This is a genomic window from Pseudomonas sp. BN607 (genome assembly GCF_029871175.1).
GTDB lineage: Bacteria > Pseudomonadota > Gammaproteobacteria > Pseudomonadales > Pseudomonadaceae > Aquipseudomonas.
Genome location: NZ_SSOE01000041.1, coordinates 39,208 through 51,344, shown reverse-complemented (window position 1 = coordinate 51,344; position 12,137 = coordinate 39,208). Strand labels below are relative to the sequence as shown.

Here is a 12,137-nt window from a genome sequence, read left to right as displayed (position 1 = left end):
AAACTATGGGTGCAGGCTTGCAGGAAACGCCACTGTAGCCTGTACCATGCACCCATATCCGCTTTGCGGCGGCGCCCGTTTCCACGGGATCAGGTCAGCCAGCTTATGACTCTTCACCCAGAAGGATTTGTTAACTTGGCTATCCAAGAAGCAACCCACACCTCACGACAAGCTACCTGCATCGCCTTGCTGGTCGCCATCACCTTCTTTATGGAAAACCTCGACGCCACCGTGATCACCACAGCGCTGCCACGGATGGCGGGTGACTTCGCAGAGAACCCTGTGAGTTTGAACATAGGCATCACCGCCTACCTGCTGGCGGTGGCGGTATTCATTCCGCTTAGCGGCTGGGTGGCCGACCGTTTCGGTGCCCGGAATGTATTTGCCGGAGCCATCGGCCTGTTTACCTTCGCGTCGTGGTTATGCGGCCTGGCATCCACTCTCGAAACCTTCATCGCTGCGCGGGTGCTGCAAGGTATTGGCGGTGCGCTGATGGTGCCGGTTGGACGGCTGGTGGTCCTGCGCGCCACCGAGAAGAAGCACCTAGTGAAAATGCTCGCGGTGATCACTTGGCCGGGGTTGGTAGCGCCAGTGCTTGGTCCACCCATAGGCGGTCTGATCGTCACACACTTGTCTTGGCCTTGGATCTTCTACCTGAACATTCCGCTCGGCGTGCTCGCCATCGCGGCTGCATGGTGGCTGATCCCCGATACACCCTGCAGCGAAGCGCGCAGTTTCGACCTGGTGGGCTTCATCTTCCTCGCATCAGCCTGTGCCGCGTGGCTGATAGGCCTGGAGATGCTCGGGTCGCTGTCCGGTGGCAGCTTTTCGGCCGGGGCGGCGCTGGTTACCCTGGGCGCACTGTTGACCTGGTTGTCTATCCGCCATTGCCAGCGCCACCCAACGCCATTGTTGCCACTGGCGACGCTAGGTATCGCCACCTTCAGGTCCAGTATTGTCGGGGGAACGCTGTTCCGCCTCTCGATCAGTGCTTTGCCGTTTCTGATCCCGCTGATGCTACAAATCGGATTTGGCTTGTCACCCGTAGATACCGGTCTGCTGGTACTGGCGATCTTCGCTGGAAACTTGGCGATGAAGCCATTTACCACCGTCTTACTATGTCGCTATGGTTTCCGCCGAGTGCTGCTGGTAAATGGTCTTATTGGTATCGGCTCCATTCTGGCATGCCTGGGCCTGCAGCAGGGTATGCCTTGGTACTGGATGGCGCTGGTGCTGTTCATTGGTGGGCTGTCACGCTCGATGCAGTTCACTACTTACAACGCTGTCGGCTTTTCCGAAGTGCCCAAACAGCAAATGGGCGAGGCGTCGACGCTGTTCAGCATGTTCTTCCAGCTGGCGATGGCGTTGGGCGTGGCTGTGGTGGCGTTGCTTTTGAGGGTGTCGATGATGGTGCGCGACGCTGACGGCGGTATCACTGTCAGCGACTTCCACTGGGCGCTGATCGGGGTTGCGCTGATTGCCTGCGCCAGCGTGGTCGATGCCATGCGGCTGTCTACTGATGCAGGAAAACAGGTGTTACCTACCTAAATCTGAAGCTATCGACCCAGCGCGCTCGCATGCCGACCCTGGCCGTTTGGGTTGCTACGTAGGGGTGTTTTTTGCTTTGGGTGAGTGGTTTTCGGTGCTGATTCGTTGTAGAAATGAAGCACACAAGCGCGTGCCTAGCGCTGAAACCTCTGCCAGAGCGCACACCGACGCTCCATCTAACGCTGTTATTTACTGCCGAAGCCTGAGCTGGATGCTGTCTTTGAAGCATGGATGCCTTTCACCATTCTTATAAGACATTTCCCTTCTAGGGAGGGCATACCGTGATTCGAACGCTTGGGGAAATGAGTCAGTCATCACCTGGTTATGGCCAAAAGGCTGGTTGCGAGCGGGGGCCTAATAACGACTGGGCAAGTGAAAGTATCGAGGTGTCTACCTCCAGCAACTCACACGGTGAGCGTGTCGATTTTTGGCGCGAAATGATCCTGCGCTTGTTCGCAGATGTTGATATAGGATCTGTAGGCACGTCGGATTTTTTTGGGAAAGTCAAGTCTCAGAAGTGCGATCTGCTCCGCATCAGTGACGTGAGTGCGGCGTCGCAGTCAGTCAACCGCCGCCACCTGGAACCTCGCAGCCGTGACGAAGACAAATACTTCGCAGTGCTCATGCTGGAGGGAACCGAGGCGTTAGAGCAGGACGGCAACAGGGTGATCATCCGTCCAGGCGAGTTCGCTGTATACGACGCAACCCGACCCCATTACTTGAGTTTTACCGAGAGCTGGCGACAGATCATAGTCAGCGTTCCACGTGCCAGCCTGAATCAGCGGATCATGAATATGGAGCGTCGCACCGCGACGGCTATTTCTACTGAGACCCCGACAGGCCGCGTGATGCGGTTATTCCTTCAAGGGGTGGCTGCCCAGATAGGCCAATTCACGTCATCGGAAATGGCCAGCCTTTCCGAGTCTGCAACCAACCTCATTTCACTGGCCATGGGTAACCTTCACCCCTTGGACGCTGAGCACTCCGGCTGTCAGACGCTGGCATTGGTGCGTGTGAAAATCTACGTCAACGACCACTTGCGGGAACCCGGTCTGAATGTCAGTCAGATTGCGTCGGCGTCGGGGCTGTCCAGTAGGCAGATCAACCGACTGTTCGAGTCAGAAGGGTTGTCGCTGATGCGCTACGTTCTTCGTCGGCGCCTTGAACGCTGCGGTATGGATTTACGTAGCGCGTCACACATGATGCGTCGGGTGTCGGATATCGCCTACGCCTGGGGGTTCAATGACCTCTCGCACTTCAATCGAGCGTTCCGTGAGTTCTATGGGTGCTCTCCAAGTGAATGGCGGCACTCTGCCAGTCTTGAACCCGCTACAGCGGTGCCTATCCGCTGATCATGGTGGTTGCCTGTAGGGTGGCTTCGGTGGTTCGGGTTGCCAGTTTTCGCACTTCATCCGCCACCACTGCAAAGCCGCGGCCGGCTTCGCCTGCCCGGGCAGCCTCAATCGCCGCATTCAACGCCAGTAGGTTCGTTTGGTTGGCAATCCCCTGGATTGCAGCGACGATTTGAGTGAGCTGAGCGAGGTTCTCTTGCATGACCTGGTGTTGTCTTGCTTGGACTGCGCGTAACTGGCCTTCTTCCCGGCTGGCATGGATATCAGTAATTGCACCGACGACACGCAGGGGTTCGCCATCAAGCGCGCGACGGGTCTGACCGCGACCACGAAACCAGCGATACTCGCCGCTCTTATGCTGGAGTCGATACTCGACATCAAAAGGAGTCTTTCCAGTGCGATCGTTGACGTGGGCCACGAAGGCACTGATTGCCCTTTGACTGTCCTCCGGATGCAAGCGAGACGACCAAGCCTGTAGCGTGTTTGGGAAATCTTCCACGGATGTATGGCCTAACAAGCGTCGCATCTGTGAAGACCACCAGATAGCGTTTTTTGGATTGGCTGGGTCTCCTGCTACTACCTCAATGTCCCAAAGGCCGTCATGTAGCATTTCGCGGGCGATCTCAAATCGTGTAGCGGCCAACTCCAGGTCTTCGTTGCGCAGGCTTTGATCATGGATGTCACGGATTACACCGACGACCATCGACGCGCGTCCTTGTGTGTCTCGCATCGCAGACCCGCCCACGAGATACCAGCGATATCCTGTGTGGTTCAGCGATACTCGCATTTCAACGCTGAATCGAGATTCGCTGCCATCGGCGAGGTGGTTCGCCAGGGCGCTCAAGAACCGCCGCTGATCTTCTGGATGCAGGCATTTATCCCACGCACCAAGCTGCTCGGGCATGTCTGATCCCTGTAGAGCAAGTCCTCTCCAACGCATTGAGCTCCTACCGCTGGGTGTCAGAGGGTGATCTAGTTCAAGCACCCAAAAAATCTCTCCGGCACCTTGCGCGGCGAGATTCCAACTGGCTTGTAAGTGCTGCAACTCAGCGTCGCGGGCTATGAGGGTTGAACTGCAGTGACGCAACTGCTCCGTGAGCGCTTCAACCTGCTTTCGTGACTCCTCTCTCTCCCTACGTATCCTGTTGATGCTGTGCAGCAGTCGTTGCACCAGGGGATGGTCAAAGGCTGGCGCTGGTGAGGAATCGTCCTGATCAAGCCAGGCAGCAAGAGCGGTGAGCGCCCTCAGGTTAAACCGATGGGAAAACCACATAGCCGCTTCCTTAAAGAGACTGATTATTAGCAGTGTGAAGCGTTGACTGAGGAGTGCTGATTGTTGGGTTGGGGGCATGCTTCGCGCGATTGGGGAAAGCCTCAAACGCCTCTGCGCCTGGAAGTTGAGCCCAACCGGTTGGGCCTTGCAGAATTTCCTGCGCACTCATCAAGCAGCCGTCGAGCTGCTCTTTCAGGTGCGCGAAGTCGATACGTTGGCCTATGAACACAATTTCCTGTCTGCAGTCACCGGCTGTCTCTTCCCATTTGGCCAGTATCCCTTGCCGCCGGTAGTCATCTTGTGGCCACTGGGTTTGATCCACAAAGCGCCACCATTGGCCGACATAGTCCCAGCAAAACTGCCCACCACTTTGCACGAGCATGCCGATGTCCAGGTAACGATGACCAACCCAGAAGTAGCCTTTGCACCGCAGCAGGCGACCGTTGCGCCACGACTGTTGCAAGAAAGCAAGCAGGCGTTGAGGGTGGAAAGGCGTGCGTGCCTGATATACCCAAGAAGCAATGCCGTAGGTATCGGATTCGCTGGGATGGCTGTCGGTGTGTGACATGCGTTGCATCCAGCCTGGTGATTGCATCAGGAGAGGCAGGTCAAACAGCCCGGTATTCAGGATGGACGACAATGCAACGCTTCCATGTGCCATGGGGAGAATTCGCGCTAAGGGGTTCAGGCCCCTCAGCAGAGCTTTCAGCTCAAGAAAGGCTTGCTCACTGAGCATATCCATACGACTCACGAGAATGACATTTGCGTACTCAACCTGTTCAATCAACAGGTCTGACAGAGGCCGCAATGGCGTGCCCTGTCCGTCTTCACTTCCTACGAGATCCCGGCTTTCCAGTAGCGCCGGGAAATCGTACCCGTTCACTACAGTGACCAGGGTGTCCAGGCGTGCCAGCTCACTCAGGCTGAAGCCTTCGGTATCGAGGAAGGCGAAGGTTTCAGCAACTGGCATCGGCTCGGAAATGCCGGTTGACTCGATCAGTAGATAATCGAAGCGCTGTTGCCGGGCGAGTTGGCTTATCTGCTCCAGTAGATCGGCGCGCAACGTACAGCAGATACACCCATTGCTCAGTTCGATCAGCTGGTCATGACCGCGGTGCAGAGTCACGTTTCGCTGCACCTCCTCGCCATCGATATTGACGGTACTCATGTCATTCACGATCACTGCGACCCGTAGCCCTGCGCGGTTGCGCAGGACATGGTTGAGCAGTGTGGTTTTTCCTGCGCCAAGAAAGCCTGAAAGTACCGTCACTGGCAGACGTGGCGCATGACAACTCTCGTTCATAGGCCCACCGGCACACCGACTAGGTTGTCCAGGTAGCTTTCGAACAAGTCGACAACCACCAGCCCTTTGTCACAGGCCTCACCCCAAAGATCCTCGGTTCGGAATTCGACGTGGTAGCTCGATTGGTGAATTGCGCTGTGGTCTCCATGACCGATGGTGTCAGGAAAAGGCCATTGTTCTGTCGTGCGATGGAGGATCACGCCTTCCTTGCCCCGTACATAGGCGGGTACACGGATGTGGCCCGCCACGTATTCATCTCGCACACGAACACGTTCGCCAACTTGAAAAGGTGGACGACCACCGATCCCAGGCCGACCTTTTGAGTGTGGAGGGTTGGCAAGCTTGAAGCGCGATCCCAAGGCTTCATCGAGTTCTTCCTGGGTAATCACGCCAGCCTCGACCATCAAGGTCGCCGTCGCGATCACATACCGTTCGTAGTAGGTGGTACCGACATGTTGACGCACGTCCAAACGCTCAACGGCGTGACGTGCTTCGTCAATGGTGAACAGCTTGAGGTGGTCAGCGCCAACGAACATCAGGCTGTATGCCAAATGTTCCCAGTCGGCTTTGAATACACGTTTGTAATCCAGGCTGTTGATGCGATGGGGCACAGGGCCGAAACCCTGAAATCCGCCGAGATCATGAAAACCGTCCATACTGAGTGCTCCGAAAATTGCGGGTCATGGGGGCGGGCGGTTCAGCCCAGGTTCGGAAGGGCAACACCTATCAACACATCCTTGGTTACCAAGGCGCGTAGTTCTTCTTCATTCATGTGCTCAGTGCCGGCCGGGCGCACTGGCAGTACGAGATAACGGCTTTCGGCGCTGGTGTCCCAGACCTTTACTGTCATTTCGGGAGGCAGCTCAGTCCCCAGTTCCCGAAGCACCGTGCGCCCTTCGCGTACCAGACGGGCACGGAATTCGAATCCCTTGTACCACTCGGGCGGCAACCCCAAAACCGGCCAATTGGTGCAGGAGCAAAGGCTGCAGACGATGACGTTTTTCACCGTTGCAGTGTCTTCTAAAGCGACTATGTACTCGCCCTGCGGGCCGGTATATCCGAACTCGGCGCATGCAGCGGTGCCGTCCCGCAGTAACAATTCACGGAAAGATGGATCAACCCACGCTTTGGCCACCACGCGGGCGCCGTTTTCAGGTTTCCACTCGTACTCCATCAGACGGGTGATGGTTTCAACGTAACCATCGGGAATCAGGTTTTTTTGTTTGAAAACCTGGAACAGTGCCCAGGCGCGGTCGCCAGGCGTCGAGTCGCTGCTGGGTGGCAGGGAGGCGCTCATCTGGTATCTCCTCACGTTTCGGTAACGGTCTGTGCTTGTGTTGTAGGGCTCGATCCGCAGGCATTGCCCTCAGATCAGAGTTTTTGCCAGTCGTAAGAGGCTTCGAAGGCACTGGCTGCCTGGTACAGCGTGCTTTCATCGAAGTGCTTACCCACCAGCATCAGCCCAACGGGTAGACCGTCGACTGTTCCGCATGGAATCGATAGGGCGGGGTGGCCAGTGATATCCATCGCAGCGGTGTTGCCGATCATCTCGAGAGCGCGAGACACGTACTCAGTAATCGAGCAACCAGGCTCTGGCAAGCGTTGCGCGGTAATTGGCACCGTCGGCATAACAAGCACATCGAAGTCCTCAAGGGCGCTGTCGTAACCTGCGCGAGCACTGCGTGCGATGTTTTGAGCCTTGGCGTAGTAGCGGCCGTTGTACTGCTCTAAGCCGTATTGGCCAATCAGCATGCACATCTTGAGAGAAGCCGAGAGATCGTCAGCGCTATCCCGCCACCCGACATGTTTTTTCAGCAGTTCAACGTCATACAGGCCCTTCCAGTTGAAGCCCATGCCGTTGCCGTGCATCATCTGTGCGGTCAGCCCTTCGCAGCCGATCGGGTTCCACAGGGCACCTGCCAAGCTGTGCTCCGGTACCGATACTTCACTGATCCGCGCGCCTAGTTGCCCTAAGCCAGCAATGGCGGCCATGACGCTATCAGCAACCCGTGAATCCATGTTGCTCAGATTGAACCCCTCACGCACCACGCCGATCCGCATGCCCTTGATTCCTCGATCGAGCGCTTTGCTGTAAGGCTCTACTCGCGGGTAATACTGGCGTGGATCAAGCCCATCCGGCCCAGCCAATACCTCAAGCATCAACGCGTTGTCGCGCACGTTGGCGGTAATGGGGCCGACATGGTCGATAGTGGCTTCGATGGGCATGATGCCGCTGTAAGGCACCAGCCCGTGCGTAGGTTTCATGCCGTAGGTGCCGCAAAATGCTGATGGAATTCGGATAGATCCGCCCTGATCGCAGGCAATGGCCATAGTGACCTCGCCGGCAGCAACCAGTGCTGCACTGCCTGAGGAGGACCCCCCGGCTGAGTAACCGTGGCGACGTGGATTGTGCACGGGTGCCGGATCAGACGTGTGGCTACCCCCGGAGACGCAGAAGTGTTCGCACGTAGCCTTGCCGAGGATTGTTGCACCGGCATCCAGGAGACGGGTCACGACAGTGGCGTCGAAGGAGGGAACGAAGCCTTCCAATGATGCTGCCCCGTTCATCATCGGCACTCCCGCCAAAGCTACGTTGTCTTTCAGGGCAACGGTGTGGCCGGACAAGCGGCCATTTGGATTTCCCTTGATCTCGGTCTTGTAGTACCAGGCATTATGGGGATTTTGTGCAGGCTCAGGTCGATAGCTGGCGGTCCGCGGATAGACGACAGCTGGAATATTGTCAGGGAGTTCGTCGACGATGTCGTAAGCGTCGAAGCTGCCTTGCATGAGTGTCAGGTATTCGGTGGCTTGCTCCTCAGTGAGTTGCATGTGAAGCCGTTTAGCGATCTCTTGAAGTTGCGCCGCAGTGGGGCGAAGGATGGCCATGATCAAGTCCTGTTTAATGCCGAGCGTGCTGGTAGGCAGGCACGGGAATCGATGTTGATAAGCTCAAGGCGCTCTGATTTTCGACGCTCAGAAGATGTGGGCGTATCGCAAGTTCATGCGGAAGTCCTCGCGCGCTCCGTTCTCCACCGACAGGTCACGGCCCAGTTGCAGCTGCAGCTGATCCTTGGGGGTTACAAACTTGGTTGCGGTCAACCGCACGTTCGTTGTGCCTAGCCGATCGTCTTGAGCAACGTCGGCCACGTGAGTTTCTCCTCCCCAGGAATGTCCGAAACCCAGGCCGAAGGTGGTGGTGGCATCAGGCATGTAGCGGCCCATGATCTGGGCGGCGTAGGACACGTCTTGCTCCAATCGCGAAGAGCCTTTGCCATAGTCGGTGTTGTCGCCGTACCAGATAGCATCGGCCACAAGATCCATCGCCCACTTCTCAGTGAAGTGCTTGACGTAGGCACCTTGGAGATCGAACTTCCAGCGATTCTCGCCAAGATTGATTGCGTCATTTTTGTCGTAGCTGCCGGTTGGCACGTAGACGTAGGGGCCGATACTCAACGTATCCCTGGCGTCGTTTAGACGCCATTTCAACGGGGCCGTGAGGATCAGGTCACCGACGCCGCTGGTACTACCCAGCACTGCGGCATCGCCACCCCCTTTTACATGTCCAAAGGGCAGCAGGAACTGTGGATCAATGGTGAGAGTGTCGCTCAGGGCGTACACGTGCAGCAGCCTAAGAATGCCGACATCAGAGGTCAGGTTGAAATCGTCACTGCTTTTATGGCCGCGGCTATACAAAGCATCGGTGCTGGAGTGCTGATAGTAGATCGCGCCTATGGTTGCGCCGACGGGATATTGCTCATAGTCGCCGGGTGTGACCTCAACCGCATAGGCTGGAAGGGTCGGCAGCAGGGCACTGAAGAGTATTGGCCGCAACGTGGTCATATGTAACTTCCTCAAAAAAGCGGGCTGCTTCGCCTTTGAGTCAGGCGAGCACGGAAAAGTAAATGGGGCTGTCCGGTTTAGCGCTGTGCGTCGCGGAGCATTCCGGTATTCGGATGGCAGTTGATGTACTCAAAGACTTGGTTGCTGGCTGCTGATACCGAAACCTCGTGGTATAGGCGTAGTTTCTCCAGGCCAGCTGCAACGCGGAAGAAAGTGACAAAGATGCGAAGATGAGTGGGGTGAGACTCTGCCCAACGCTCGAGTTTTTCCAGCGAGCGCCAGTGTCCAATGTTGTAACTGATGTCGAGGAAATTTCCATCCAGATCGATATTGCGCACGAAGCGATTGCTATAGCAGCCCACGCTTTGGCCGTTATCAGCGAGGAAGTCCATGCCGGCCTGCAGCGTCGGAAGGATTTCGTCTATGTACAGTGATCGTTCTTCCGCTTCGGCATCGGCCCAGTCTTGGCCAGAGCGAATCAAGGCAATATTGTCATGGCCTAGCACGACCACACGCCCACCTTTAATGGGGTCTCCCATGACCACGCGAAGTTCACCGTTTGGCTGCATCCAGTCTGTTTGTGACGCCGGGAAGCGGTCGCGCATGGATCCCCAGTAGCCATGCTCTTCGATTTCCCCACTGATGTTGTCCATCAATGCGCCGACGCCCGGGAGTTGGTCGCGAAACGCGTACAGGGTTTCGAACTGATCGGCTCGAGGTGCAACGATTTCCCGGAAATAGCCCAGACCATCGCTCAGGCGATCGTCACTGGCCCACCACTCGTTCACTTCAGGTGCGCGCAGCCAGCGGCAATGTGCGGCCGGATCCTTCCAGTACCCCACTACAATCAGGTTCTCGTAGCCGCTGTTATCGGTGTGGTGGGTAATGTCGTGGTTAACAGGCCCGTCGTCATGTTGAAAACTTGCCACGATGGTACGGACCGCGTGTAGTGCGGAAGCCCGTTGGTCTTCGCCCCGGAATTGCACGCCCAGATAACCCATCACGACTTGTTGCAGTTTTTCGTCGGCCCGTGCCACCCACATAGGAAAGGGCGGTTTGTATTCGTCAGGTACACGACGAGACAGGGTGCGAGGACATTTCAGATGCTTATCTATCGCGGATTCCATGTGAGCGCCTACTGTGTAATTATTTGTTAGAGGGTTGGGCAGATTTTTAGGAGGAGGTGAACAACTCATTTATGGCGTTGCTTCCACTGCCTGAAGACCGGCCAATGCAAGCAGACCACTAAGCTCAATAATTCAATGAGAAACACGGCGTACTCTTCCGGTGCTAAATCGCGGTGGCTGGACAGTTGGGTCGAGTTGAAGTGACGCGACGGTTTTAGGTTGTTCATGGTCGTCCCTCATCGGAAGCGGCGGGTGCACGCTGTTGATGTGAAAAAATTAAGGCGTGGGGCATCGATGCGCTTGGCTATTCCGGACAATCGATTGGTTGAGACGGACAGGCCAGAGAAGCGAGTGGGTGGCGGGTTGTTACCCAAAAGATCGACTTGAACTGTCGCGGTGCGTGTATTTTTGTGACGGATAGTGGGCGCCCCAAAATGGGGCCGCGATCATATTGCTGAAAGGGCCTCGCCTAAAGGGCGCAGCGAAACTTATGGTGAGCCTCTAGTCCGGGTGCTTTGCAATTGAAGAGGTGTCATGTTCAAGGCCGTCACCAGTACCCAACTGGAGAGTGGCGTGTAAATTGCTTTGCGCAGCCAACACCGCCTTGACCCACCCGGCACAAGCCTGACGAGTGAGATGAACGAAAATGCAACAATCTCAGTATTCAACTCTCGCAGTTACTGCCCCTCGCCGTTTTGACTACTGGAAAGAGGTGGTGTGCCGACACTGCCTGCTTGCTGATAGCACGCCAGGCGCTGAGGCCAGCTTCGATGGCCAGCTGGAGGTGCGAGCACTGGGAATGCTGGACATCAGCACACTGTCTGCACCGTTGCACCACTGGGAGCGTGCACCTCAGCATCTGCGTAGAGGGCCCAATGATGACCTCTGGCTCGGCTTCACCAGGAATGGCTACGGACTGCTGGAACAAAATGGTCGCAGCGCGACGTTGTCGCCCAACGATTTGTTCATTTACGACGCCGATCAATCCTTTCGCTTTAGCGTCGGGGGCAGTGCAACCCACCTTGTACGAATTCCCCGTCACCTCGTGGCTTCGCGCCTGCCTGGGGTTGAGCAACTGACAGGTTGCGTACTTGATGATCGTCGACCGGGTGTCATGCCGCTACGCGAGATGCTGCGCGAGGCAGTGAGCATTCCGCAGATCATGCATGCACAGAGTATCGGGGCACGTTACTCCCAGACGTTGCTCGATCTGCTGGTGCTGAGTCTGGAGCTGCAGGATGTACAACAGGCTCACGTTGAGCTGGATCTCTACGGCAAGGCGATGAATTTCATCAAGGCTCATCTTGGTGATCATGAACTGACCATTGAGCGCATTGCACAGGAACACAATTGCTCGACGCGAACGGTGACACGTGCGTTTGCTCGCCATCAGAAAACGCCTGCGGCGGTGATCTGGCACGAGCGTTTGTTAGCCAGTCGTGATGCGATCGAACGAGGGCAGGCGCGTAGTATTTCGCAGGTCGCACTGGACTTTGGGTTCAGCGACTTCTCCCATTTCAGTCACTCTTTCCGGAAGGCTTTTGGTGTGGCGCCGCTAGAGCTCTTGCGGCGCCACGACACAGCTTCGGTTGTTGTCCAGAAGTAAGCGCCGTCGCACGCTTTGTGTGTTTTGGCGATGCGTTGAGAACAGAGCGTGGCTAGGTACCTCGCATCCCTTTGATGACTTCGGCGAG

At 56.5% G+C, this 12,137-nt stretch carries 11 protein-coding genes; 3 read left to right on the top strand and 8 right to left on the bottom strand.

The features are described from left to right. Positions 1–105: 105 nt before the first annotated feature. Together E8E68_RS10635 and E8E68_RS10630 are read left to right on the top strand one after the other, a co-directional pair. Entirely contained in the window at positions 106–1,548 is a 1,443-nt protein-coding gene (locus E8E68_RS10635; protein WP_280341184.1) for an MFS transporter, read from the top strand. 281 nt (positions 1,549–1,829) lie between these two features. After that, positions 1,830–2,900, top strand: coding sequence for a helix-turn-helix domain-containing protein (locus tag E8E68_RS10630; protein ID WP_266029187.1), 1,071 nt, complete (start codon positions 1,830–1,832; stop codon positions 2,898–2,900). Here the strand turns inward: E8E68_RS10630 and E8E68_RS10625 are convergent. The 8 genes from E8E68_RS10625 to E8E68_RS10590 all read right to left on the bottom strand — a co-directional run bounded on the left by E8E68_RS10625 (position 2,890) and on the right by E8E68_RS10590 (position 10,670). Further along, on the bottom strand, positions 2,890–4,173 hold the full coding sequence (locus tag E8E68_RS10625; RefSeq protein WP_280341181.1) for a PAS domain-containing protein: 1,284 nt from the start codon (positions 4,171–4,173) through the stop codon (positions 2,890–2,892). The two genes, E8E68_RS10630 and E8E68_RS10625, sit on opposite strands and share 11 nt — an antisense overlap. 10 nt (positions 4,174–4,183) lie before the next feature. Then, the gene (locus E8E68_RS10620; RefSeq protein ID WP_266029188.1) at positions 4,184–5,476 is read right to left on the bottom strand and encodes a GTP-binding protein; all 1,293 of its coding nucleotides are present in this window, start codon (positions 5,474–5,476) and stop codon (positions 4,184–4,186) included. After that, a complete protein-coding gene (gene nthB, locus E8E68_RS10615) occupies positions 5,473–6,132 on the bottom strand; it encodes a nitrile hydratase subunit beta (RefSeq protein ID WP_266029189.1) in 660 nt (219 codons plus the stop codon). The genes E8E68_RS10620 and nthB overlap by 4 nt, the downstream gene beginning before the upstream one ends. A gap of 41 nt (positions 6,133–6,173) precedes the next feature. Further along, positions 6,174–6,773, bottom strand: a complete 600-nt coding sequence (gene nthA, locus E8E68_RS10610; protein WP_266029190.1) for a nitrile hydratase subunit alpha — start codon at positions 6,771–6,773, stop codon at positions 6,174–6,176. A 74-nt stretch (positions 6,774–6,847) separates the two neighbouring features. After that, on the bottom strand, positions 6,848–8,362 hold the full coding sequence (locus E8E68_RS10605; protein ID WP_266029191.1) for an amidase: 1,515 nt from the start codon (positions 8,360–8,362) through the stop codon (positions 6,848–6,850). An 87-nt stretch (positions 8,363–8,449) separates the two neighbouring features. After that, complete coding sequence (locus E8E68_RS10600) at positions 8,450–9,316, bottom strand: transporter (RefSeq protein WP_266029192.1); 867 nt, start codon at positions 9,314–9,316, stop codon at positions 8,450–8,452. Between the two features lie 77 nt (positions 9,317–9,393). Beyond that, complete coding sequence (locus E8E68_RS10595) at positions 9,394–10,443, bottom strand: phenylacetaldoxime dehydratase family protein (protein WP_266029193.1); 1,050 nt, start codon at positions 10,441–10,443, stop codon at positions 9,394–9,396. A gap of 65 nt (positions 10,444–10,508) precedes the next feature. Then, complete coding sequence (locus E8E68_RS10590; RefSeq protein ID WP_266029194.1) at positions 10,509–10,670, bottom strand: hypothetical protein; 162 nt, start codon at positions 10,668–10,670, stop codon at positions 10,509–10,511. A gap of 419 nt (positions 10,671–11,089) precedes the next feature. Here E8E68_RS10590 and E8E68_RS10585 point away from each other — a divergent pair, with 419 nt between their 5' ends. Next, a complete protein-coding gene (locus E8E68_RS10585; RefSeq protein ID WP_266029195.1) occupies positions 11,090–12,049 on the top strand; it encodes a helix-turn-helix domain-containing protein in 960 nt (319 codons plus the stop codon). Positions 12,050–12,137: the final 88 nt, after the last annotated feature.